Origin of the sequence: Kribbella sp. NBC_00482 (genome assembly GCF_036013725.1) — a bacterium.
Lineage (GTDB): Bacteria > Actinomycetota > Actinomycetes > Propionibacteriales > Kribbellaceae > Kribbella.
Map to the genome: position 1 here is coordinate 8,055,141 of NZ_CP107881.1, position 23,065 is coordinate 8,078,205.

Below are 23,065 nucleotides of genomic sequence, written 5' to 3' on the forward strand. Positions count from 1 at the left end.
TTGACAGAGTTGCGCAACTTGCCGCAATCTTGGCGAAACCTTGGCGCAACCTCTGGAGCGAGCTGTGAATCCCACCCTGACCGACGTCGCGCAGCGCGCAGGTGTGTCGTTGTCGACCGCGTCCCGGGCATTCAGCGACCCGGACCGGATCGGCCGCGACACCCTGCGCCGGATCATCGACGCCGCGGAGGAGATCGGGTACGTCGCCTCGGCCGGCCGCCGCTCGCGGTCGGGGCTGCCGACCCGCTCGGCCACCGTCGCGATGATCGTCCCGGACATCGGCAACCCGGTGTGGGCGAGCTTCGTGAAGGCCGCGCAGGCGCACGGGTGGAACCGCCGCCAGACTGTCGTACTGACCGACACCGACGGCAGCCCGGACCGCGAGCGGGAGATCATCGGCGAACTGCACGAGCGGGTCGACGGGTTCGTCGTCTGCTCGCCCCGGCTGCCAGCCCACGACATCGTCGAGCTGTGCGGTGACACCCCGCTCGTCCTGGTGAACCGGACGAGCGACGAGACGAGCAGCGTCGTACCGGACGCCGCCGACGGTCTGCGCCAGGCGCTGGAGTACCTGCGCGTCCTCGGTCACGAGCACGTCGCCTACGCCCAGGGTTCACCGCTGTCCTGGTCGAACCAGACCCGGGTGGAAGCGATCCGGCAGCTGGCCGACCAGACCGACATCGAACTGGAAGTCCTTGGCTGGCAGGCGGAGACGGTGGCCGGCGGCCAGGCCGCGGCGGCCAGCGTCGTAGCCTCCGGCGCCACCGCGGTGATCGCTCACAACGACCTGATGGCACTGGGCATCATCGCCGGCGCGGCCACGCTCGGTGTCGAGGTGCCCGGCGACCTGAGTGTCATCGGCATCGACGACACCCCGCTCGCGGAGGTCGGCCGACCGACGCTGACCAGCATCCAGGTCCCGATGTCGCGGGCCGGTGTGATGAGCATCGACATGCTCCACCAGCAACTGACCGCGGAGCCCGGTCAGACGCCGGCCGAGCCGCGAGCCGTCACCCTGCCGACCCAGCTGGTCGTCCGCCAGAGCACCGGCCCGGTGGCCGGATGGACGCCCGCGCGCCGCGAACGGAGCGACGCATGAGAGTCGTCATCACCGATCCCAACCTGCTTCCTCTCCGCGCCGAACTCGAGGCCCTGGTGCCTCAGGACGAACTGGTCTGGCGCCCGGACGACCTCCTCGACGCGTTGAAGACCGCCGACGTCCTGGTGGGTCCGGCGTTCACCCAGGAAATGGCGGACGCCGCTCCGGGCCTTCGGCTCGTGCAGGTGGCCGGAGCCGGCACCGACCGCGTCCAGGCAACCGGCGTACCGGTCGCGAACACCTATCACCACGAAGACTCGATCGCCGAGTACATCGTCTGGGCCCTGATCGCGTTGCGCCGAGAGCTTCCCCAAGCCGACGCCGCCCTTCGCCAGAATCGCTGGCGCTCGCCCGTGTACGACGCGGCACTCCCCCAACCCCAGACGCTGTCGAGCGCGAAGGTCGGCTTCCTCGGCTTCGGCCACATCGGCCAAGCCACCTGGCGGGTCCTGCAGTCCTTCGGTGCCCAAGCCCACGCCGTGACCGCCAGTGGAAAGGCCGATGGCCTTAGCTGGGCCGGTGACACGACTCAGCTCCCCCGGCTACTGGAGGAGTCAGATGTAGTCGTCGTCTCCGCGCCGCTGACCGAAACCACCCGCGGCATCATCGGCGCCGACGAGCTGAACAAGCTCGGCGCCGACGGCTTACTCGTCAACGTCGCCCGCGGCCCGCTCGTCCAGGAACAGGCGTTGTACGACGCTCTCCGCAACCACACGATCCGCGGCGCCGCCCTCGACGTCTGGTACACGTACCCGTCCAGCGGCGACCACGCCCAACCGGCCGGAGCGCCGTTCGGGGAGCTGGACAACGTCCTGCTTACACCGCACCTGTCCGGGATCACCCAGCAGACGTTCCGCGGCCGCATCCACGACATCGCCGCCAATCTCATCGCCCTTGCCGAGGGCAACGAACTGCGCAATCTCGTCCAACCCTGAAGGCACCGATATGACCGATCGCATCATCGCCGCCGAGGTCATCCTCACCAGCCCCGGCCGCAACTACGTCACCCTCAAACTGCAGACCGCCGACGGCCTCGTCGGGTACGGCGACGCCACCGTCAACGGCCGTGAGCTCGCCGTCGCGAGCTACCTGCGCGACCACGTCGTACCGTTGCTCACCGGAATCGACCCGGCGCGGATCGAGGACACCTGGCAGTACCTCTACCGCGGCGCGTACTGGCGCCGCGGGCCGATCACGATGGCCGCGATCAGCGCGGTCGACCTCGCCCTCTGGGACATCAAGGGCAAGGCCGCCGGGATGCCGGTCTACCAACTGCTCGGCGGTGCGGTCCGCGACCGCGTCCTCGCCTACACGCACGCCTCGGCCTGGGAGCTTCCCGCACTGCTCGACGAGGTCGACGCGCGCCGTGAGGACGGATTCCGGGCGGTCCGCGCGCAATCCGGCGTACCAGGTCTGGAGACTGTGTACGGCGTTCATCGCGAAGCCGCTGGCTACGAGCCGGCGAAGCGTGGTGCCGCTCCGGTGGTCGAGTCGTGGGACACAGATGCCTATCTGCGCCACGTTCCCACCGTTCTGACAAAGGTGAGGGAGCACGTCGGCCCTGAGCTCGCTTTGCTGCACGACGCGCATCACCGGCTCACGCCGCAGCAGGCCGCTCGGCTCGGCAAGGCACTCGAACCCGCGGACCTGTTCTGGCTCGAGGACGTCACCCCGGCGGAGAACCAGGACGCCCTGCGTCTGGTTCGGCAGCACACGACCACGCCGCTCGCGATCGGCGAGGTCTTCAACTCGATCTACGACTGCAAGGACCTGATCACCGGGCAGCTGATCGACTACATCCGGGTCGCGGTCGCGCATGCCGGCGGGATCAGCCATCTGCGCTCGATCTTCGCGCTCGCCGCCGTGTACCAGGTGAAGGCGGCGCCGCACGGGCCGTCCGACGTCTCGCCGGTGTCGTTCGGCGCGAGCGTCCACCTCGGGTTGTCGACGCACAACTTCGGCATCCAGGAGTACATGGGGTACGACGCCCTTGCGCACGAGGTGTTCCCGCACTCCTGGTCGTTCAGCGACGGCTACCTGCACCCGGGTGAGGCACCCGGCCTCGGTGTCGAGGTCGACGAGACGCTGGCCGCGAAGTTCCCGTACGAACCCGCCTACCTGCCCGTCGCGCGCCGCCTCGACGGCTCAGTGACCGACTGGTGAGCGCCTTGAACCGCGCCTCGGTTTCCAGGCACCTACTGACCGCCCGGCCGACCGGCACGGGCATCGTGCATCTCGGACTCGGGAACTTCCATCGGGCCCACCAAGCCGTCTACACCGCACAGGCCGGCGACGGGTGGGGCATCCTCGGCGTCGCGAGCCGCTCGGCGACTGTCGCGGACGCGATGAACAGCCAGGACGGTCTCTACTCGGTGCTCGAGCTGTCGCCCGGTGGTTCGTCGATCAGCGTGCCGGGTGTCCACACCGGCGCGATCGTTGCCGCTGACAACCCCGCGGCGGTCGTCGACGCCATCGCGGCCGAGGACACCCGCATCGTCTCGATGACAGTGACCGAACACGGTTACTGCATGGACCCGAGCACGCACCGGCTCGCACTGGAGCATCCCGGCATCGTGGCGGACCTTTCCGGCACGACCCCACGCACTGTCATCGGGCAGATCGCGCGGGCGCTCGAACGCCGGGCCGAGACGCACGGTGCTCCGATCACCGTCCTGAACTGCGACAACATGCAGTCGAACGGGACGCAGACCCGCAGCCTCGTCCTCGAATTCCTCCAAGGCAGCAAGGCCGAGGACTGGGTCGCCGAGAACGTCGCCTTCCCGAACTCGATGGTCGACCGCATCGTCCCCGCGACAACGGATGCCTACCGTGCGGCGGCGTACGAACTGCTGGGTGTGCACGACCTCAGCCCTGTGCCGGCCGAGCCGTTCACGATGTGGGTGATGGAGGACCGCTTCGCCGCCGGGCGACCGGCGTGGGAACGCGGCGGCGCGGTGTTCTCCGACGAGGTCGAGGCCTACGAGCTCCTGAAGCTCCGGCTGCTCAACGGCACACACTCGCTGATCGCGTACCTCGGTGCGCTCGACGGGCACGCGACCATCCCCGAGGCGCGCGCCACCGGCTTCATCGAGTCCGCGGCACGTGCCGTCCTCGAGGACGAGTATCTGCCGACGGTCGCGCTGCCGCGTGACTTCGACATCGACGCGTACATCGCCTCACTGTTCGAGCGGTGGTCCAACGACGCGCTCGGTCACCGGACCCAGCAGGTCGGCAGCGACGGATCCGTCAAGCTGCCGCAGCGCATCCCCGCGCCGGCCATCCAGCTCCTCCGTGAGGGCGTCGTGCCGGAGCACCTCGCGCTGACGTGCGCCGCGTGGCTGTGTTGCGTCGTACCCCTGTCCGGGTTCGATCCCGGTCCGCATGCGCGGGCCATGGTCGACCCGGCCCGCGAGCGGCTCGGGGCGCTCGCGGCGCACTCCCGCAGTACCGAGGACCTGGTCCGGTCGGCGATCGGCCAGGTGTTCGCCACAGAACTTGCCGAGAGCAATGACTTTGCCCGGCGCGTCAGCGACTACGTCGCCGTCATCACCCGTGACGGCGTCCGCGCCGCGGCCCGTGAGGCCGCACGCTCCCGATCGTCCCGGCCGCACGCCTCCCCCGCGGCCTGAGACCCCGAAGGAATCCGCCATGGAACCGAACCCCTCCTCCCCCGAACCGTCCCGGCAGGAGGTCCGCCGGGCCGCGCTCGCGGGCCTGATCGGCACCGCTCTCGAGCAGTACGACTTCGTCATCTACGGGACCGCGTCGGCGCTGGTCTTCAGCCATCTGTTCTTCCCCAACATCTCCGCGACGGCCGGCCTGCTCGCCAGCTTCAGCGCCTACGCGGTCGGCTTCTGCGCCCGTCCGCTCGGCGGGCTCTTCTTCTCGCGGTACGGCGATCGCCTCGGGCGCAAGTGGATCCTGGTGGCCACCTTGACCCTGATGGGCTTCTCGACGATGGCGATCGGCGTGCTGCCGACGTACGAGTCGGTGGGCGTCTGGGCGCCGATCCTGCTCGTGCTGAGCCGCTTCCTGCAGGGCTTCGGCGCCGGCGCCGAGCAGTCCGGCGGCGCGACCCTGCTGACCGAGACGGCTGTGCGCGGGAAGCGCGGACGGCTCGCGGCGTTGATCATGTCGGGCGCGGCGGCGGGTACGGCGCTCGGCGCCGGGGCGTGGGCGTTGGTGCAGCTGCTCCCGGACGACCAGTTGATGTCGTGGGGCTGGCGGCTGGTGTTCCTGAGCAGTGCGTTCGTCACGATCGCGGCGTACATCCTGCGGCGGAAGCTCAAGGAGACGCCGGTGTTCTCGGAGATCAAGGCCGAGCGCGCGGCCGCTGCCGCGCCGGTTCGCGAGGTGTTCCGGAACGGCAAGAAGGCGGTAGCCCTGGTCACCTTGATGACCGTCGGACTAAGTGTGCAGTCGTACACCTATCAGGTGTTCATGGCCTCCTACCTCAAGGGAACCGTGAAGATCGACGCGCAGACCGTGCCGGAGATCCTGCTGGTGGGAGCGATCTTCGGTGGCCTCGGCGCGGTTGTGCTCGGCTACCTGTCCGACCTGTTCGGGCGGCGGTCCGTGTTCCTGTGCATCGCCGGGCTGCTGCTGCTCCTGCCGTTCCCGACTTTCGTTGCCCTGAGCACCGGAAACCTCACGGTCATCTACCTGGCCATGATCGTCGGCTTCGTGTTCGCCTGCCAGGGCGGCGTGGCGGTGACGATGAGCTACTTCCCGGAGCTCTTCGGCAGCCGCTACCGGTACGCCGGTGTCACGCTCGGCCGCGAGTTCGCCGCCGTACTCGGTGGCGGCTTCGCACCGCTGATCGCGGTCGCGCTGATGAACGCTTTCGACTCCTGGGTGCCGGTCGCGGTCTACATGACCCTCGCGATGGCCATCACCTTCGGCGCCGCACTGTTCGCGCCGGAGACCCGGGACCGCGACCTGCTCGCGCCGGAGAACGCCACCGACCGCGTACAGGATCTGCAGCCCGCTACCTCGCCCGCAACTGCCACGGCCTGAAGGAGAACCATGAAGGCGATCGTCATCCGGAGCAAGCTCGACCTCGTCGAGACCGAGCTGCCGACCCCGGAGCCGCAGGCCGGCCAGGTTCGCCTCCGGATGGCGTACGGCGGGATCTGCGGATCCGACCTGCACTACTACCACGAGGGCGCGAACGGCTCGTACGTCGTCCGCGAGCCGCTCGTGCCCGGTCACGAACTGTCGGGCACCGTCGACCTCGATCCTTCCGGAGACCTGGCCCCCGGAACGCCGGTCACCATCCACCCGGCCACCTTCGGAACGCCGGAGCCGGGGATCGAGGACCGCCCGCACCTGTGGCCGAACGGCGCTTATCTCGGCAGCGCCTCCACCTGGCCGCACACCCAGGGCGGCATGAGCGAATTCGTTGTCGTCGGCAAACACATGGTCCGGACCCTGCCGGCGGCACTGCCCCTTCGCCGTGCCGCTCTGGCCGAGCCGCTGGCCGTCGCTCTGCATGCCATCGCCATCGCCGACGGCGTCAAGGACAAGCGGGTGCTCGTCTCCGGCTCAGGCGCGATCGGCCTGCTCACGGCGTCGGCCGCGCTGTCCGCAGGCGCGGCCGAAGTGGTGACGACCGACGTGCTCCCGGGCCCGCTGCAACGGGCCCGGGACCTCGGAGTACACGGCGCCCTCCAGGTCGGTACGGATGAGATCCCGGCGGGGTACTTCGACGTGGTCCTCGAGTGCACCGCCGTACCGGCCGCGATCAGCGCCGCGCTCACCGCGACCCGCCGCGCGGGCACCGTTGTACTCGTCGGAATCCCCGCCGACGAACCGCGCGGCGTGAACCTCGCTCCCCTCGTCTCCCGCGAACTCCAACTCCGCGGCACGCTGCGCTTCAGCAACGAGATCGACGAGGCGATCGAACTCCTCACCACAAACCCGACCTTCGACCAGGTAATCACCCACGAATACCCGGCAGACCAGGCAGTAGAAGCCTTCGCCACGGCCGCCAGCTCCGACCTCTCAGGCAAGGTCCTCCTGACCCTCTGGCCCTGACCACGTCGCGTGGGTGACTGCGCCACCTGTGACTTCGACGGTCAACTGCACCTCTCCCGACGGGCGAACGTACAGCTCGTAGCTGCCCTGCGTTACTTCGAAGAACACCGCCGAATGGATGATCTGCCCATCCGGCGAAGTCCGCGGGACCACTGCGACATGAGGCAACCCATGTCCATGCCCGTGCCCATGTCCATGTCCGGCGTGGTGGTGCAGGCCGCGCAGCTCGATCTCCTCCCCCTCGAGCGCGGCAGGCATCTCCACGACGAGCGCCCCGACGTCACCGCCGATGTCCAGTAACACCGACGATCCCTTGCCGGCATGCGGATTCTCCACCTGGTTCGCACTCATGCGGCCGGCCTTCCGGGCTTGGACTGCGACCCGCCTGCCGGCGTGCCCAGATACGGGAACCAGGTCAGATAGTCGGCGTTCGTGTTCGACGTACCGTCCTTGATCGCGCCCGTCGCGGCGTCCGGCTTGAACGACAGATCCACCAGCGGAATCGTGAGCCCGGCGACCGCCCGCAGCTCGACAGTGACCACGTCGTCGAACACCCGGCGCCCGTTCGGGAACCCGGCCGCATCGCCGGCCACCAGGCCGAGCGGGTCCGGCGACTTCGACGGCGGTACGGCGACGTTGAGTCGCAACAGGTCCGCCTGGACCGGGCCGGTGTAGTTCTGGAACCCGGGTACGACGCCCTTCGGGATCCCGGTCAGCAGGATCGCCGCCAGGTCGGCCCGGGGCTTCTTGTACGCCGCGAGGTTGGGGAACACGCCCGGGTACAGGACCGGCAGCAACCCGGCCAGCTCGGGCTTCGTCACGTACCCGGCGAACCGCTTGTCCCCGTGCGGAGGCAGCACGTTCCACCTGTCCTTGTCGGCCATCGGCACGATGACCTCGTTGAACAACGGGTTGCCCAGCCGCGACACCTGCTTGTGCGGGCCGTGCCAGACCGGGATCCCGCGCACGTCGTCGAGAATCTTGGACGACTGGCGGCTCGCCGAAGCGTAGACGCCGATGACCGACTTCGGGTCCATCACGTCGGTCGGCCTCCTGCCGTCGCGGGTGAGGTCCCTGATCGGCACCTGCAGCGCGATCGTGTGCACGTTGGAGCCCTGCAGCCCGTTGACGCCCATCGCCGCGGCGGACGGGATCAGGTGCGCCATCTGGAACGGGCGCAGCGTGCCGAGGTCGAAGATGCTGCCGAGGTCGGCGAAGAACCCGTCCGCGCGCTGGCCCGCGAACACCTTGCGGTTCGTGCCGATGGTGTGGATCGCCTGGCGGGCGAGCTTGGCGTAGTTCGGCGTACTGCGGATCCCGACGTTGACCGGCGGCGCGGCCAGGTTGCGGGCCAGCACCCGGGACCGGCCGTGATCCACCCGGGTGACCGAGTAGTACTGCGGCCGGTTCCACGCCGGGTCCTTGATCGAGGTGATCGGCCCGGTGTTGTACAGGAAGGTCTTCTTGTTACGGATCTCGGCCCGGAACCGGAACTGGTACGAGATGTCCGCCTTGCCCGTCCCGGTGTTCGAGATGTGGATCTGGTAGAGCACGTCGTCGCCGAACTCGTAGAAGTTCGGGCCGCCGAACGGGTTCTGGAACGGGATGAAATTGGCGATCAAGGTGACGGTGTCCGGCTTGTCAGGACTGACGAAAGCGTAGACGTCGGTGTTGTCGGCGACCGGGTCCTTCGAGATCTCGGGCGCCTCACGGTGCGAAGACATGACAGGTTTCCTCCACTGAAAGAAGCGAACTCGGGCGGTCAGGCGGTGGTCAGCCGGTCGTCACACCGGCGATCCGCGCGGCGAGCTCGCGGTCCGTCACCAGCACCTCGCGATCACCGACCAGAATCGCCATCCGGCCCGCACGTACGTCCTTCACGTGGACGACGAACGACTCCGCATCCCCCAGGTCCGCCGCCGTCAACGGCGCGTTCGCGGCCTCCGTCGACCGGTCACCGAAGACCTTCGGCACCGCGACCGCCCCGACCGCGGCCGCCGTACCCGCACCCGCCACCACCAGGAAACCCCGGCGTGTTGCGTGTTCCATGACTGCTCCTCCCTCTGCCGTCGGGCACATCGAGCGCCCGAAGGGCATTCGGAGCAGAGACACCAGCAGATGTGGCCGGTTAACCCCGGGCGATCTCGCCGCTTCCGCGGCAGATGAGGGAGGGGGCGAGGACGAGGTGTTTCGGGGCGCTTCTGTCGCCGGCGAGACGTTCGAGCAGGATGCGGCCGACCTCGGTTCCGATGCGTTGGACGTCTTGCCTGATGACGGTCAGTGCCGGCTCGACCAGGTCGGCCATCGGGAAGTCGTCGAAGCCGACCAGTGCGACCTGGTGTGACAGGCCTGCGGACCGGAGGGCGCGGACCGCGCCGACGGTCAGGATGTTGCGGCCGGTGACGAATGCGGTCGGCGGATCCGGCAGGGCGAGAAGGTTCGTGACGACAGTCGACGCCTCCTGCTCCCCACGGACGCTGGGAACCAGAAGCGCCGGATCGAAGTCGAGGCTCGCCTCCTCGAGGGCTGAGCGGTAGCCCGCGATCCGCTCCTGTGCGGTCTCGATCTCCTCCAGGTCGCTGAGCATCGCGATGCGGCGATGTCCGCCGGCGATCAAATGAGCGGTTGCCATCGCGGCGCCGCGACGGTTGTCGACAGTCACCGAGTCGCAGTCCACACCGTGCGGTTTACGGTCGACGAACACCAGCGGCAGTCCGACGCGCTGCTCGCTGATCAGGTACTCGTGGCGATGCGAGGCCGGCATCAGCACTAGCCCGTCGGCGCGGCGCGCGACCAGGTCCGCGACCATTCCACGCTCCCGGTCCGGCTCCTCGTCCAGGCTCGCCGCCAGGACGGACAGGCCCGACTCGCGCAGGGAGTCCTCCAGCGCCCGCAGGAGACCAGCGGAGAAACTGTTGCCGAGGTCTTGCAGCAGTGCGCCGACGATGCCCGACCGCGCGTCCTTCCGCCGCAAGGTGCTGGCGCCGAGGTTGTGCCGATAGTCCAGCCTGTCCGCTGCCTGCAGCACGCGCTCACGGACCTCGACAGAGGCCCCCGGCTCGCCGTTCACCACCCGCGAGACCGTCTTGACGCTGACTCCGGCCAACTGAGCGACGTCCTTCATGGTGGACCGGGCGGGTCGATCCTGGTCGCCACCGGACTGCGTCAACGTTGTCGTCACGATCGCAGTATTTCCGATTGAGCCCTTGACCACAAGCTTCTTCGGTGGTCCTCTCGGTACGTCAACGTTGACGTAAGAACAAACTTTGTGCTGCACCAGGGAGGAACCCACTCATGCACCTCAGCACCCGAACCGCACGCCTCGGCGTCGCCGCGGCCGCACTCACAGGGCTACTGGCGCTGGCGGCCTGCGGCGGATCCGACAACGGCGGCGCCGCCTCGTCGACCGACAAGATCGGTGTCTCGCTGATCACCAAGGACTCCAGCAACCCCTTCTTCGTCGCCATGCAGAAGGGCGCCAAGGAGGAAGCCACGAAGAACAACGTCGACCTGACCGTCGCCTCCGGGAAGGCCGACGGTGACGAGCAGGGCCAGGTCCAGGCGATCGAGAACGCAATCGCCCAAGGCCAGAAAGGCATCCTGATCACGCCCAACGGTCCGGGCGTCAACAGCGCGATCAAGAAGGCCCGCGACGCCGGCCTGTACGTGATCGCGCTGGACACCCCGCCGGATCCGGCGGACACCGTCGACATCACCTTCGCCACCGACAACTTCGAGGCCGGCAAGCTCATCGGCCAGTGGACCGGCAAGCAACTCGCCGGCAAACCGGCGACCATCGCCCTGCTCGACCTGTTCAACGACAAGGTCGTCTCCGTCGACTACAACCGCGACCAGGGCTTCCTCACCGGCCTCGGCATCGACACCAAGGACGCCAAGAAGAACGGCGACGAGGCGAAGACGGGAACCTACGGCGGCGGCAACTACACGATCGTCTGCAACGAACCCACTCAGGGCGCCGAGGACGGCGGGCGGTCCGCGATGGAGAACTGCCTGACCAAGAACTCGAACATCAACGTCGTCTACACCATCAACGAGCCGGCCGCGGTCGGCGCGTACAACGCGCTCAAGGCCGCCGGGAAGACCTCCGGCGTACTCGTGGTCTCGGTCGACGGCGGCTGTGCCGGCGTGAAGTCCGTGAAGGACGGCGTCATCGGCGCGACCTCGCAGCAGTACCCCTTGAAGATGGCCGCACTCGGCGTCGAGTCGATCGCCAAGATCGCCCGCGGCGGCGAGAAGCCGAAGACCACCGACGGCCTCGACTTCTTCGACACCGGCGTCGCCCTCGTCACCGACAAGACCATCGCCGGCGTGACCAGCATCGACACCGCCAAGGGCGGAACGTTGTGCTGGGGATGACCGCCGCCGCCCTGATCCAGAGGTGACCACATGACAGTGCAAAGCACCACGCCCGGCGCGGCAGCCAAAGAGCTGGCCCGGCGCGAACACACGACGAGCCAGCGGATCCAGCACATTCTCCACCAGCATCCCGCGCTCAGTCCCGCGATCATCCTGCTGCTCACGGTGGTCTGCTTCACCCTGGTGAACAGCCGGTTCTCCAACCCTGCCGCGCTGTCGCTGCTGGTGCAGCAGACGGCTGTCATCGCAGCACTCGCAGTCGGCCAGACGCTGATCATCCTGACCGCCGGAATCGATCTTTCCGTCGGCGCGATCACGATCCTGTCCACCATGGTGATGGCGACCCTCGCAGCCGAGAACGGATGGCCCGCCGGACTCGCGCTGGCCGCGGGCGTCGTCCTCGGGCTGGTGGCCGGCGTACTGAACGGGCTCCTGGTGACCCGCGTCGGTTTGCCACCGTTCATCGTCACGCTCGGCACGTTGAGCATCTTCACCGCCGTCGCGCTGCTCTACTCAGGTGGGCAGAGCATCCAGAACAACCGGCTTCCCGACCTGCTCAACTGGACCGGCGAAGGGTTCTCGATCGGCCGGTTCCGCATCACCACCGGCGTACTGATCGTCATCGCGCTGTACCTCGCCGTCGGGTTCGCACTCAGCCAGACCGCCTGGGGCAGACATGTGTACGCCGTCGGCGACGACCCGGAGGCCGCGCGACTCAGCGGTGTCCGCTCGCGCCGGGTGCTGTTCAGTGTGTACGCCGTGGCCGGGCTGATCTACGGCATCGCCGGCTGGGCCCTGATCGGGCGGGCCGGAGCGGCCAGCCCGAACGCGATCGTCGACGCCAACCTGGACAGCATCACCGCAGTCGTCATCGGCGGCACCAGCCTGTTCGGCGGCCGCGGCGGTCTCCTGGGAACGCTGCTCGGCGCCTTGATCGTCCAGGCGTTCACCGTCGGGCTGTCGCTGGCCGGCGTCGATGCGCAGTACCGGCTGCTCGCGGTCGGTCTGTTGGTGATCGTGGCAGTGTCCGTGGACCAGTGGATCAGAAAGGTGCGCTCATGACGGCAACAGTCGACAGCTCGCAGGCAACCGAGTTGCGTGTGCCGATCCTGTCCGCACGAGGACTGGTCAAGACGTTCGGACGGGTCGTCGGCCTCGACGGCGTCGACCTCGATCTGTACGCCGGTGAGGTGCTTGCCGTCATCGGCGACAACGGGGCCGGCAAGTCCACCCTGATCAAATGCCTCACCGGAGCTCACATCCCCGACGCCGGGCGACTGACCCTCGAACAGAGACCGGTCACGTTCCGCGGCCCACAGGACGCACGAGCAGCCGGTATCGAGACCGTGTACCAGACGCTGGCGGTCGCGCCCGCCCTCGACATCGCCAGCAACCTGTACCTGGGCCGGGAGGAACGCCGGAAGGGCCCGCTCGGCTCGATCTTCCGGATGCTCGACCATCGCGGCATGCGCGACCGAGCCTCGGCAGCGGTCCGTGATCTGGGCATCCAGACGATCCAGAACATCCAGCAAACCGTCGAAACCCTGTCCGGCGGCCAGCGCCAGGCCGTCGCCGTCGCCCGTGCGGCAGCGTTCGGCAGCAAGGTCGTCGTACTGGACGAACCGACCGCTGCCCTCGGGGTCAAGGAGTCCAACCAAGTCCTCGAGATGATCAAGGGCCTGCGCGAACGCGGTCTGCCCGTCATCCTGATCAGCCACAACATGCCCCATGTCTGGGAGGTCGCCGACCGCATCCACATCCAGCGCCTCGGCCGCTGCGCCGGTGTCATCACCCCGCAGTCCCACACGATGAGCGAAGGCGTGGCCATCATGACCGGAGCCACGTCCCTGATCGACCCACCTCCCACCGTCTGACACCCGCAAACCCCGGCCGCCACCAGACCCACGGCGGCCGGGGCTTGCCGCCGCCGGAAACGGGGTACTACGAGGTCTGGCTGATACGAACTGGGAGGAGCCGTGGAGCAGCGTCTGGCGCTCGTCACCGGTGTGAGCGGCTACATCGGCGGTCGTCTGGTGCCGGAGTTGCTCGCGGCCGGTTTCCGTGTGCGTGCGATGGCCCGGAACCCGCGCCGTCTGCGGGACCGGCCCTGGTACGGCGACGTCGAGATCGCCGAGGCGGACGCGGGTGACGCCGACCAGCTGCGGACGGCGATGGAGGGCGTGGACCTCGCGTACTACTTGATCCACTCACTCGGCACCGGCCACCGATTCGAGGCGCGCGACCGGCACAACGCGCTCACCTTCGGGACTGCGGCCCGCGAGGCCGGCGTACGACGCATCGTCTATCTCGGCGGCCTGTACCCCGAGGGCGAAGAACTGTCGCCGCACCTGGACTCCCGCCGCGAGGTGGGCGAGATCCTGCTCGCGTCCGGCGTACCGGTCGCCGTACTGCGGGCCGCCGTGATCCTCGGATCGGGCTCGGCGTCGTTCGAGATGCTCCGCCACCTCACCGATCGGCTCCCGGTGATGGTCACGCCTCGCTGGCTGAGTACGCGGATCCAGCCGATCGCGGTCCGCGACGTACTGCACTACCTGGTCGGAAGCGCCGACCTGCCGGCCGGCGTGAACCGCGGCTTCGACATCGGCGGGCCCGACATCCTCACCTACCGCGGCATGATGCAGCACTACGCGAAGGTTGCCCGGCTCAACCAACGCCGGATCGTCACGCTGCCGTTGCTCACGCCGTCGTTGTCGAGTCACTGGGTCGGCCTGGTCACCCCGGTGCCGAGCAGCATCGCCAGACCGCTGGTGGACAGCCTGATCCACGAAGTGATCTGCAAGGAGCACGACATCGCGAAGTACGTCCCCGATCCCGAGCCCGGCCTGATCGGCTTCGACCGGGCCGTCGAACTCGCACTGAAACGGGTCCAGGAGTTCGACGTCACGACCAATTGGGCCTCCGCATCGACTCCCGGCGCACCCAGCGATCCGCTGCCGAGCGACCCCGACTGGTCCGGCGGCTCGTTGTACGTCGACGAACGCGAGAGCGTCGTACGGGCGAGTCCCGAACAGTTGTGGAAGGTGATCGAAGGTATCGGCGGCCGGAACGGCTGGTACTCCTGGCGGCTCGGCTGGTGGGCCCGCGGCCTGCTGGACCGGCTGTTCGGCGGCCCCGGTCTGCGCCGCGGCCGGCGGAATCCACGCGACCTGTCCGTCGGCGATCCGCTCGACTGGTGGCGGGTCGAGGAGATCGAGGACCTCAAGCTCCTGCGGCTGCAGGCCGAGATGCGGCTACCGGGTCTGGCCTGGCTCGAGCTGATCGTCGACCAGGACGCGGCCGGCAACACGGTCTTCCGGCAACGCGCTCTGTTCCACCCGCACGGCCTGCCCGGCCACCTCTACTGGTGGGCGATCAAGCCCTTCCACGGCGTCATCTTCGGCGGCATGCAACGCAACATCGCTCACACCGTCGACACTGCCTGACGGGGGCTTTGCAGCTGGAACGTCGACGGGCCGGCTTCTGCTCGCTGCGGCGCGGTTCGCGACGATCGCGATCGCGGTGCCCGCGAGCGCGAAGAGGGTTCCGAGTGCGATCCAGCCCAGGGTGCCGTGGTCGATGGCGGTTGTGGTGACGGCTGCGGGGCCGAGCATCAGCGCCAGCGCAAGGCCGGTCTGGCTGAGGCCCTGGTAGGCGCCGGCGCGAGCGGGGTCGGCTAGTTCGAACGCCATCCCCCAACTCCCCGCTTCACCGCGCGTCTCGCCTGCCGAGGAGGCGAGCGCGCCGAGCAGCAGGACACCGGTCGCCGCAGCGGCACCGAGGTGACCTGCGAGAGCGAAGAGCAAGCAGGCCACGAGCAGAAGGAGGCCTGCGCGGCGTGCCGATCGTCCGGCCGTGCGGAGGTCCTGGGTGCCGCGGGACGCGCGGACCTGGAAGAGCGCGACGTACGCCGTGTTGACCACGAGCAGCACCGATACGACGACGGTCGGCGCCTCGGTGTGGTCCGCGACCCACAGCGGGATGCCAACCGACGTCAGCCCGAAGTGGATCGCCAGCAGAGCGTTGAGAGCGGTCGATGCGACGTACGTGCGATCTTTCAGAGGCGACGGTCCCCGCGGCGAGTCTGGCTTTGCAGAGGCGTCCATTCGCTCCGCCAGCCCGGCTACTCTCCGGCGCAAACCAGCCAGTGGGATCGTGCCGAGGACCGTGATGACGCCGACGAGCACCACGGTCAAGCGGTACGCCGTTGCCGTGTCCACCAACAGAGCCAGACCCGCCAGCAGAGTGCCGATCCCGATGCCGACGTTCATCACCACGCGCAGCCGGGCTCGGACGGCAACCCGCTCCGGGCCGACGAACCAGCGGGCGAGCAGCGTCATCTGGGCGGTGCTCTGCAGACCGCGCGAGGCGGAGACGCAGGCCGCGACCAGGACGAAGGTAGTGACGTCGCGAGCGAAGGCGTATCCCAGTAGTGCGACGCCGTTCGCGGCGAGGGCCCATTGCTGAAGCCGGTCGGCGCCGCACCGGTCGCTCAGCCAACCACCGGCGTACGACGCCAGGACACCGACTGCTCCGGCGAGGGTGAGGCCGAGCCCGACGGTGATCGGGGACAGTCCGACCCCACGGGTGAAGTACAGCGCGCTGACCGCGAAGAACATCCCGCGGGACAGGGACAGCGCGGAGACAGCGGACGCGAGCGCGCGCTCGACAGGATCGCGAAGGAGTTCGGGCACGGGTCAGTTGTCGCATCCGGGCGTCCTGACCACCATCGATGTAGCGTATTGCTTCATGATCCAGTACGAGCTGGTCGGCAACGATCTCGGTGAGGTGCGCTTCGCGATCTCGCCGCTGAACGAGCTGGTCCTGTCGCTGCGGACCCTGCGCGATCCGGGCCGGTTCCCGCTGCAGCTGCCCTGGCTGCGCGCCACCGAGGCGGCGCGTGCCGGGCTCCCTCTGGACCTGCTCCGCGCGTTGACGAACGATGAGCTGTGGACGCCCGACTTCCTCACCCCGCGGCCGTACACCCCGCTCGGCAGGATCGACGACGAGCTCGCGGCCTTGACCGACACACCGAGCAGCGTCGTACGCGCGGACTTGGCAGAGATCCACCCCGCCGCACTGCCACCGGCACTTCGGGGCCGGCCGGACAGGGTGCTCACTCGGGTCGTGGCGGCGCTGCGGGATTACTGGGAGGCATGCTTCGAGCCGTACTGGCAACGGATGCGGACCGTGCTCGAGGCCGACGTCGTCTACCGCGGCCGGGTCACAGCGCAGTCCGGCCTCGCGGCGATGTTCGCCGACATCAACCAGCATGTCCGCCTCGAGGACAACGTCGTGTGCATACATCTGCGCAGCGACCTTTCGTACCGCACCTCGACCGCCGGCCGCGGGTTGACGCTCACCCCTTCGTTGTTCAGCAGGCGGGCGTCGTCGCCGATCTCCCCCGACGAACCACCGCACATCATGTACCCGGCGCGCGGCCTCGGAACGCTCTGGGAGACCGAGACGAGCATGCCGGGCACCGCCTTGGTCGGTCTCATCGGCCGTGTGCGCGCCCGGCTGATGGGACTCCTCGAGACACCGACCTCGTCGACCGAGCTCGCCGTACGCCTGGATGTCACACCGACCGCGGTCAACCAGCATCTGCGCGCACTACGCGCGGCCGGTCTGCTCATCTCCGCACGCCACGGCCGCTCCGTCCTCTACCGCCGCTCAGACCTCGGCGACAGACTGGTCCACGGCGGTTAGTTCCCCGACTCGCGGGCGCGATGCGGGTAGTTGCCGGTGGTGAGCGACTGGTACGAACGCCGTACGACCGTCTCGAGTACTTCGAGGTCGATGTCGTCGAGCTTCTTGAGGTACAGGCAACCGACGCCGGTCGTGTGCGGACCCAGCTTCTCGAGCAGCTCGGCGTGCGCCCCGACTCCGTCCGACAGATAGACCGTGGTGGCCGCCCCGCGTGGCGCGAAGCCGGCCGCCGGTGCGCCACCTTCCCGGCCGCTCGCGTACTTGTAGTGATACTCGCCGAAGCCCACGACGGTGGCCCACATCCGCGGCTCTTCGCCCGTGACCCGACGCATCAGCTCGATCATCGTGTCAGCGTCCCGGCGACGCGTCGCCGAACGCACCTTTGCCAGGTGCGCCTCGACCTCCGGACTCGTCATCACCGCATCATTCCACGGCATCCGCGTTCCAGCCATGGTGCCGGCAGTTGGTCAGATGATATGAAAACCATTATCATTTTCGACTATCTGTCGGTGTCGTGAGGAGTGAGGTCCCGGATGTCCCCGTCAAGTCTGTCGTTGAGTCGTCGTGCGTTGCTCGGGCTCGCCTCGGCCGGTGCTGCGGCCGTGGCGTTGCCCGGGTGCGCCGGCGGCAGCGGTACGTCGCCGGTCGTCGGGCAGCCGCGGTCCGGGGGCCGGCTGCGGGCCGTGTTCTCCGGCGGCGGCGCGACCGAGGTGCTCGATCCGCATCAGACCAACTTGTACGTCGAGATCGCGCGGGCCAAGGCGTTGTTCGACAAGCTCGCGGACTACGGCTCCGACATGTCGCCACAACCCCGGCTCGCGCAGAGCTGGGAGCCGAGCGCCGACCTGCGGACCTGGCGGATCACGTTGCGCGAGGCAAGTTTCCACGACGGCCGTCCGGTGCGGCCCGCGGACGTGCTGGCGAGCTTCGCGCGGATCGTCGATCCGGGCTCCACCCGGCGCGCGAAGTCGGCGCTGTCGGTGATCGATCTGGCGAACAGCCGCGCGATCGGCGATCGTACGATCGAGTTCCGGCTCAAGCGCCCGTACGGCGAATTCCCGAACGCTCTCGCCACCCTGGGGACGTATATCGTACCGGCCGGAACACCGGACCCGGCCAAGCCCGTCGGGTCTGGCCCGTTCCGGTTCCGGTCGTTCGACCCCGGCCGCAGTTTCGTTGCCGAGCGCAACCCTGACTACTGGGACGGGGCACCGTACGTCGACGAGCTGCACCTCGTGATCAGCAACGACGAAGCGGCACGCGTGAACGCCCTGCTGGGCAAGCAGGTTGAGTACGCGCACGACCTCACGCCGACCAGCGCCCGTACGCACGAGAAGACGGTTCAGATCCATCGCCTGCCGCTGAGCAACTTCCACGGACTCGCGATGAAGATCGACCGACCGCCCTTCAACCGGCCCGAGCTACGCCAGGCGCTGTTCCACTTGGTCGACCGCGACGAGCTGATCCGGTCCGTTCTGCACGGATCGGGTGAGGTCGGCAACGATCTGTACGGCAAGAACTACCGCTACTACGCCGATGGCCTGGGGCAGCGCAGCAAGGACCCTGAGCGCGCGAAGGCGCTGCTGAAGCAGGCCGGCGCTGACGGTCTGACGATCGATTTCGACACCTCCGACGCCTCGACCGGCCTCAAGGAGGCCGCACTGGCGATCAGCGATCAAGCCCGCGCCGTCGGCCTCAACTTGAACGTCAAGCTCGGCAACAAGGACACGTACTGGGCCGACATCGCGAAGAACGGCGTACTCGCCAGCTACCGGTCGGGTGCGATGCCGCTCGAGTCGCACATCTCGCAGCGACTGCTGACAAGCTCGACGACGAACAACACGCAATGGCGTCGACCGGCGTTCGACAAGCTGTACTACGACTCCCAGTCGACCACCGACGAGAAGCGGCGCGCCGACCTGTACCTGCGGATGCAGGAGCAGCTGTTCAGCGAGGGCGGCTTCCTCTGGTGGGGCGTTTCGGACTGGATCGTCGCCTCGGCGCCGACCGTGCACGGCATCGACGCCAACGCGCCGGCGAACACGCTGAACTGGGCGCGCTTCGACAAGGTCTGGATCGCGTGACGCGGTACGTCGTCCATCGTCTGCTGCTCGGTGTCGTCCAGGTCCTCGTGGTGATGACGGGGATGTTCTTCCTGACCGAAGCGCTGCCCGGCGACGCCGCGGTGACGATCGCCGGAGACAATCCGGACCCGGCGATCATCGCCGCTCTGCGGGAACGCCTCGGCCTGAACGAGTCGGCCTGGCATCGGCTCGGCGACTGGCTGGCTGCGGCGCTGCACGGCGATCTCGGTCATTCGTTGATCGGTCCCCGCTCGGTGGCGGACGTCGTGGCGACAGCGGCCGCGCCGACGGTCCTGCTGGCCGGTTTGACGGTGGTACTGCTGATTCCGCTGTCGCTAGGACTCGGTCTGCTCGCCGCGCACCGCGAGGGCAGTCGCTGGGATCGGCTGATCACCGGCAGCACAATCGGGCTGTACTCGGCTCCCGAGTTCGCGATGGGAATCCTCGTGGTCACGGTCTTCGCAGTGCAGCTCGGCTGGTTCCCGCCGACAGCCGTCGGTACGTCGCTCGCCGGCAACCCCGCCGTACTCGTACTGCCTGTCTTCGTGCTTCTGCTGCGCCCGATCTGCTCGCTGAGCCGGTTGGTGCGGGCCGGGATGATCGACGCGCAGCGGTCGGACTACGTCCGGCACGCAAGAAGGATCGGGTTGTCTCCGGTGCGGATCCGTCTGCTGCACGCGTTGCCCAACGCGCTCGCACCATCGGTCCAGCAACTCGCGCGCACGGTCGACTGGCTGGTCGGCGGAGTGATCGTCGTCGAGGCGATCTTCGTCGTCCCCGGCCTGGGCACCACCCTGGCCGAGGCGGTCGCGGCGCGCGACCTTCCGGTCGTCCAGGGGCTGGCCGTCCTGCTGGCAACCACCACCGTCCTGGTCAACCTCCTGGCCGATGTCGCGGCCCGTGCGCTCGCGCCCGCGGCGGAGGGCATCCGATGAGGACAGCGCGCGGTTACCTCGTGCCGGCGACCTTGTTCGCCGTACCGCTCGTCCTTGCCTTGGTGGGCCCGTTCTTCGCCTCCGGCGACACGACCAAGGACGTGCCGTTCGGCGCCAACGGCCGGCTCGGAACCGACTTCGTGGGGCGCGACGTGTGGAACGAGGTGCTGCTGGGCGGACGGTCCCTGATCCTCGTCGCCGTCGCCGCCACGATCTGCACGTACGTCGTCGCCGTACCGCTCGGACTGGTCGCGGGCATGACGCGAAGCCGCAGCCTGGACGAGCTGTTGATGCGTCCGCTCGATCTGCTGCTCGCGGTCCCGTCGATGCTGATGCTCCTGCTGCTCGTCTCGATCGCGCCGCAGTCCGTCTGGGTCCTCGTCGGAGTCGTTGCCCTCATCAACCTTCCGGATGTGATCCGGATCAGCCGGGCCGCCGCGCTGTCGCTGTCCGCGCGACCGGCTGTCGAAGCGATGCGACTGCAAGGCGAGAGCCGGATCCGCATCGGCCTCGGGTACGTCGCCCGATCTATGCGACGTACGCTCGCGGCCGACATCGGCACACGCTTCACCGGTGCGACCTACCTGATCGCCTCGGCCAGTTTCCTCGGCGTCGGCATCTCGCCGCAGGCAAGCGACTGGGCCGCAATGGTCGACCGCAACCGCGGCGGTCTGTTCGTGCAGCCGTTGGCCGTCGTCGTACCGGCGTTGCTGCTCGTGATGATGGCGGTCGGCGCGAACCTCATCTTCGATCGCTTGCTGCGGGACGAGGCCCGATGAGCGTCGTCGAAGTACGCGACCTCAGCGTGCGGATCGCCGAACGCGACATCGTGTCCGGTATCTCCTTCACCCTCGCGGCCGGCAGCATCACCGCCCTGGTCGGCGAATCCGGCAGCGGCAAGACCACCACCGCGCTGGCGCTGCTCGGCGAGCGGCCGTCCACCGGGCACCTGCAGATCGCGGGCTCGATCGGCTACCTGCCGCAACAGCCGTCGGGAGCGTTGAACCCGGTACGACGGATCGGCGCCGTGCTGAAGGAGATCGCACGACTCCACGTGCCACGCCGGCAGGTCCGCGAGCGGATCTTGGAGGCACTGCGCCAGGCTCAGCTTCCCGACGGTGAGCAGCTGCTGCGCAGGTATCCGCACCAGCTTTCCGGCGGTCAACAGCAGCGGGTCGTCCTCGCCCACGAGCTGATCGGCAGGCCCGGTCTCCTCATCGCCGACGAACCCAGCACCGGCCAGGACGCCGTGATCCGCGCCGGCCTGATCGACGAGCTGCGCGCCGTCGCCCGGCAAGGCATCGCGATCCTTCTCCTCACCCACGATCTGCACCTGGTCCGCCGCCTCGCGCATCACGTGCTGGTCATGAACAGCGGCCACATCGTCGAGACCGGTCCGCCGGACGAGATTCTCTCCGCACCGCAGCACCCCTACACCCGGCGTCTGGTCGACGCCCAACGACTGAGCGCACTCCCCTCGTCGCCGCCGTCCGGCTCAGCTGTTCTCGAGGTGGAGGACCTCGTCGCCGGCCATCGCCGTACCGAAACACTGCACAAGGTCTCACTGACGATCGAGTCCGGAGACACGCTTGCGATCGTCGGCCGGTCCGGCAGTGGCAAAACCACGCTGGCTCGATGCATAGCCGGCCTCCATCCCTATCGAAGCGGTGACCTTCTCCTCGGCGACACGCGGCTGTCGCCCCTGCTGCGGAGACGGACCCGTGAACAACTGGCCCGGATCCAGTACGTCCACCAGGACACCCGCGCGTCATTCAGCGAGTTCACGCCCGTGCTCGAGCAGGTCGCCCGTACCGCCGAGCGGCTCCGAGGAGTGGATCGCGCCGAAGCGCGGCAACGCGCTCTCGACGGCCTCAGCCGGCTCGGCATCTCCGAGACCACTGCAACCCGCTTGCCCGCATCGCTGTCCGGTGGCGAGTTGCAACGCGCCGCGCTCGTCCGTGCTCTCCTGGCCGAACCCGACCTGCTGATCTGCGACGAGATCACGTCCGGCCTCGACACTGTCGTACAGGCCGAGCTCATCGACGTACTGCGCACCCTCCAGGAGTCGACGCGGTGCGCGCTCCTGATCATCACGCACGACTTGTCGGTGGTCGCATCGCTCGCCGGCAAGGTCGCCGTACTGGATTCCGGCCGGATCGTCGAGCACGGCGCCACGGCGGGCCTGCTGGCCGAGCCACAGCATCCGGTCACCCGCGCCTTGGTGACCGCCTCAGGTCTGGAGGAGACCTTTGACCCCATCGCCTGAACGACGCCTCGGAGAGTACGTCGTACGCACAGCACGCCGGACCGACATCGACGGAGCGCGATCGGTCATGCTCGACACCTTCTACCACGTGTTCGGGCACGGCTACATGCCCCGCTGGCACGCCGATGTCATCGACCCCGGAACGGCGTACTTCGACAATCCCCGGCAGCGGCTGTTCGTCGCCGTACTCGACGACGAGGTCGTCGGAACCGCCGCCATCCGCGCCGACGGCCCCAACAGTCCGCCCCATCCACCCTGGATTGCCGAACGGTACCCGTCCGGCACCACTGCGCAACTCTTCCGCGTCTACGTCCGCCCCAGCCACCGTCGCCACGGCCTCGCCCGCGCCCTCGTCGACCTCGCGTGCCGCTTCGTCGCCGACACCCCCGGCTACGACACGATCTACCTGCACACGAACGCGGCGGTCGACGGCGCCGAGCCCTTCTGGCGCAGCCTCGCCCACGAAATCCACGACGGCCGCACCGACCCCGACCACAGCCCCGCCGTCCACTTCGACATCCCTATCCCCATCCGTTCCTAGGGCCTGGCGGTGCATGATGGA

The 23,065-nt window shown here is 68.5% G+C and carries 21 protein-coding genes and 1 pseudogene; 16 read left to right on the forward strand and 6 right to left on the reverse strand.

Annotated elements, in window-relative coordinates; all coding sequences use genetic code 11:
- The first annotated feature begins 64 nt into the window (after positions 1-64).
- Genes OHB24_RS38755 through OHB24_RS38780 form a run of 6 tightly spaced genes read left to right on the forward strand, consistent with a single transcriptional unit; the run spans position 65 to position 7,135 of the window.
- On the forward strand, positions 65-1,099 hold the full coding sequence (locus OHB24_RS38755) for a LacI family DNA-binding transcriptional regulator (protein ID WP_327635928.1): 1,035 nt from the start codon (positions 65-67) through the stop codon (positions 1,097-1,099).
- Positions 1,096-2,034, forward strand: coding sequence for a 2-hydroxyacid dehydrogenase (locus OHB24_RS38760; protein WP_327635929.1), 939 nt, complete (start codon positions 1,096-1,098; stop codon positions 2,032-2,034). The genes OHB24_RS38755 and OHB24_RS38760 overlap by 4 nt, the downstream gene beginning before the upstream one ends.
- Positions 2,035-2,044: 10 nt before the next feature.
- The gene (gene manD / locus OHB24_RS38765) at positions 2,045-3,262 is read left to right on the forward strand and encodes a D-mannonate dehydratase ManD (protein WP_327635930.1); all 1,218 of its coding nucleotides are present in this window, start codon (positions 2,045-2,047) and stop codon (positions 3,260-3,262) included.
- Positions 3,259-4,728 carry a mannitol dehydrogenase family protein gene (locus tag OHB24_RS38770; RefSeq protein WP_327635931.1) on the forward strand — a complete coding sequence of 490 codons (1,470 nt, stop codon included), beginning with the start codon at positions 3,259-3,261 and terminating at the stop codon, positions 4,726-4,728. Before manD ends, OHB24_RS38770 begins: the two co-directional genes overlap by 4 nt.
- Before the next feature lie 19 nt (positions 4,729-4,747).
- Entirely contained in the window at positions 4,748-6,115 is a 1,368-nt protein-coding gene (locus OHB24_RS38775) for an MFS transporter (RefSeq protein ID WP_327635932.1), read from the forward strand.
- 9 nt (positions 6,116-6,124) lie between these two features.
- Complete coding sequence (locus OHB24_RS38780; protein WP_327635933.1) at positions 6,125-7,135, forward strand: L-idonate 5-dehydrogenase; 1,011 nt, start codon at positions 6,125-6,127, stop codon at positions 7,133-7,135.
- Here OHB24_RS38780 and OHB24_RS38785 read toward each other — a convergent pair.
- The 4 genes from OHB24_RS38785 to OHB24_RS38800 form a co-directional block, all read right to left on the reverse strand.
- Positions 7,103-7,486 carry a hypothetical protein gene (locus tag OHB24_RS38785; RefSeq protein WP_327635934.1) on the reverse strand — a complete coding sequence of 128 codons (384 nt, stop codon included), beginning with the start codon at positions 7,484-7,486 and terminating at the stop codon, positions 7,103-7,105. The genes OHB24_RS38780 and OHB24_RS38785 overlap by 33 nt on opposite strands.
- On the reverse strand, positions 7,483-8,859 hold the full coding sequence (locus OHB24_RS38790) for a DUF4331 domain-containing protein (protein WP_327635935.1): 1,377 nt from the start codon (positions 8,857-8,859) through the stop codon (positions 7,483-7,485). Before OHB24_RS38790 ends, OHB24_RS38785 begins: the two co-directional genes overlap by 4 nt.
- A 49-nt stretch (positions 8,860-8,908) precedes the next feature.
- On the reverse strand, positions 8,909-9,184 hold the full coding sequence (locus tag OHB24_RS38795) for a twin-arginine translocation signal domain-containing protein (protein ID WP_327635936.1): 276 nt from the start codon (positions 9,182-9,184) through the stop codon (positions 8,909-8,911).
- Between the two features lie 79 nt (positions 9,185-9,263).
- Positions 9,264-10,316, reverse strand: coding sequence for a LacI family DNA-binding transcriptional regulator (locus tag OHB24_RS38800; protein ID WP_327635937.1), 1,053 nt, complete (start codon positions 10,314-10,316; stop codon positions 9,264-9,266).
- Between the two features lie 113 nt (positions 10,317-10,429).
- Between OHB24_RS38800 and OHB24_RS38805 the strand changes: the two genes are divergently transcribed.
- The 4 genes from OHB24_RS38805 (at position 10,430) to OHB24_RS38820 (ending at position 14,955) form a co-directional block, all read left to right on the forward strand.
- Positions 10,430-11,512, forward strand: a complete 1,083-nt coding sequence (locus OHB24_RS38805; RefSeq protein ID WP_327635938.1) for a substrate-binding domain-containing protein — start codon at positions 10,430-10,432, stop codon at positions 11,510-11,512.
- Between the two features lie 30 nt (positions 11,513-11,542).
- Positions 11,543-12,574: an ABC transporter permease gene (locus OHB24_RS38810; protein WP_327635939.1), complete on the forward strand. Its 1,032-nt coding sequence runs from the start codon at positions 11,543-11,545 to the stop codon at positions 12,572-12,574.
- Positions 12,571-13,386 (forward strand): ATP-binding cassette domain-containing protein, encoded by an 816-nt coding sequence (locus OHB24_RS38815; RefSeq protein ID WP_327635940.1) that lies wholly within the window; start codon positions 12,571-12,573, stop codon positions 13,384-13,386. Before OHB24_RS38810 ends, OHB24_RS38815 begins: the two co-directional genes overlap by 4 nt.
- Before the next feature lie 102 nt (positions 13,387-13,488).
- Positions 13,489-14,955 (forward strand): SDR family oxidoreductase, encoded by a 1,467-nt coding sequence (locus tag OHB24_RS38820; protein WP_327635941.1) that lies wholly within the window; start codon positions 13,489-13,491, stop codon positions 14,953-14,955.
- A 168-nt stretch (positions 14,956-15,123) separates the two neighbouring features.
- Here OHB24_RS38820 and OHB24_RS38825 read toward each other — a convergent pair.
- Positions 15,124-16,203, reverse strand: a pseudogene (locus OHB24_RS38825) (MFS transporter); the annotation flags it as partial.
- Positions 16,204-16,258: 55 nt separating this feature from the next.
- Between OHB24_RS38825 and OHB24_RS38830 the strand changes: the two are divergent.
- Positions 16,259-17,218, forward strand: a complete 960-nt coding sequence (locus OHB24_RS38830; protein WP_327635942.1) for an ArsR/SmtB family transcription factor — start codon at positions 16,259-16,261, stop codon at positions 17,216-17,218.
- On the opposite strand, the gene OHB24_RS38835 is transcribed toward OHB24_RS38830, so the two are convergent.
- A complete protein-coding gene (locus tag OHB24_RS38835; protein ID WP_327635943.1) occupies positions 17,215-17,634 on the reverse strand; it encodes a DUF1801 domain-containing protein in 420 nt (139 codons plus the stop codon). The genes OHB24_RS38830 and OHB24_RS38835 overlap by 4 nt on opposite strands.
- A 117-nt stretch (positions 17,635-17,751) precedes the next feature.
- On the opposite strand from OHB24_RS38835, the gene OHB24_RS38840 reads away from it, so the two are divergent.
- The 5 genes from OHB24_RS38840 to OHB24_RS38860 are packed head-to-tail and all read left to right on the forward strand — an operon-like array spanning position 17,752 to position 23,044.
- Positions 17,752-19,302, forward strand: a complete 1,551-nt coding sequence (locus OHB24_RS38840) for an ABC transporter substrate-binding protein (RefSeq protein WP_327635944.1) — start codon at positions 17,752-17,754, stop codon at positions 19,300-19,302.
- A complete protein-coding gene (locus OHB24_RS38845) occupies positions 19,299-20,237 on the forward strand; it encodes an ABC transporter permease (protein ID WP_327635945.1) in 939 nt (312 codons plus the stop codon). Before OHB24_RS38840 ends, OHB24_RS38845 begins: the two co-directional genes overlap by 4 nt.
- Positions 20,234-21,016: an ABC transporter permease gene (locus OHB24_RS38850; RefSeq protein WP_327635946.1), complete on the forward strand. Its 783-nt coding sequence runs from the start codon at positions 20,234-20,236 to the stop codon at positions 21,014-21,016. Before OHB24_RS38845 ends, OHB24_RS38850 begins: the two co-directional genes overlap by 4 nt.
- Entirely contained in the window at positions 21,013-22,503 is a 1,491-nt protein-coding gene (locus OHB24_RS38855; RefSeq protein WP_327635947.1) for an ABC transporter ATP-binding protein, read from the forward strand. Before OHB24_RS38850 ends, OHB24_RS38855 begins: the two co-directional genes overlap by 4 nt.
- Positions 22,487-23,044 carry a GNAT family N-acetyltransferase gene (locus tag OHB24_RS38860; RefSeq protein WP_327635948.1) on the forward strand — a complete coding sequence of 186 codons (558 nt, stop codon included), beginning with the start codon at positions 22,487-22,489 and terminating at the stop codon, positions 23,042-23,044. The genes OHB24_RS38855 and OHB24_RS38860 overlap by 17 nt, the downstream gene beginning before the upstream one ends.
- The last annotated feature ends 21 nt before the right edge of the window (positions 23,045-23,065 follow it).

Excerpts from the sequence above, each read along its gene's own strand:
- OHB24_RS38760 (WP_327635929.1), top strand. The coding sequence starts at position 1,096 with ATGAGAGTCGTCATCACCGATCCCAACCTGCTTCCTCTCCGCGCCGAA.
- manD (WP_327635930.1), top strand. The coding sequence starts at position 2,045 with ATGACCGATCGCATCATCGCCGCCGAGGTCATCCTCACCAGCCCCGGC.
- OHB24_RS38775 (WP_327635932.1), top strand. The coding sequence starts at position 4,748 with ATGGAACCGAACCCCTCCTCCCCCGAACCGTCCCGGCAGGAGGTCCGC.
- OHB24_RS38780 (WP_327635933.1), top strand. The coding sequence starts at position 6,125 with ATGAAGGCGATCGTCATCCGGAGCAAGCTCGACCTCGTCGAGACCGAG.
- OHB24_RS38785 (WP_327635934.1), bottom strand. The coding sequence starts at position 7,486 with ATGAGTGCGAACCAGGTGGAGAATCCGCATGCCGGCAAGGGATCGTCG.
- OHB24_RS38790 (WP_327635935.1), bottom strand. The coding sequence starts at position 8,859 with ATGTCTTCGCACCGTGAGGCGCCCGAGATCTCGAAGGACCCGGTCGCC.
- OHB24_RS38795 (WP_327635936.1), bottom strand. The coding sequence starts at position 9,184 with ATGGAACACGCAACACGCCGGGGTTTCCTGGTGGTGGCGGGTGCGGGT.
- OHB24_RS38805 (WP_327635938.1), top strand. The coding sequence starts at position 10,430 with ATGCACCTCAGCACCCGAACCGCACGCCTCGGCGTCGCCGCGGCCGCA.
- OHB24_RS38810 (WP_327635939.1), top strand. The coding sequence starts at position 11,543 with ATGACAGTGCAAAGCACCACGCCCGGCGCGGCAGCCAAAGAGCTGGCC.
- OHB24_RS38815 (WP_327635940.1), top strand. The coding sequence starts at position 12,571 with ATGACGGCAACAGTCGACAGCTCGCAGGCAACCGAGTTGCGTGTGCCG.
- OHB24_RS38830 (WP_327635942.1), top strand. The coding sequence starts at position 16,259 with ATGATCCAGTACGAGCTGGTCGGCAACGATCTCGGTGAGGTGCGCTTC.
- OHB24_RS38835 (WP_327635943.1), bottom strand. The coding sequence starts at position 17,634 with ATGACGAGTCCGGAGGTCGAGGCGCACCTGGCAAAGGTGCGTTCGGCG.
- OHB24_RS38840 (WP_327635944.1), top strand. The coding sequence starts at position 17,752 with ATGTCCCCGTCAAGTCTGTCGTTGAGTCGTCGTGCGTTGCTCGGGCTC.
- OHB24_RS38850 (WP_327635946.1), top strand. The coding sequence starts at position 20,234 with ATGAGGACAGCGCGCGGTTACCTCGTGCCGGCGACCTTGTTCGCCGTA.
- OHB24_RS38855 (WP_327635947.1), top strand. The coding sequence starts at position 21,013 with ATGAGCGTCGTCGAAGTACGCGACCTCAGCGTGCGGATCGCCGAACGC.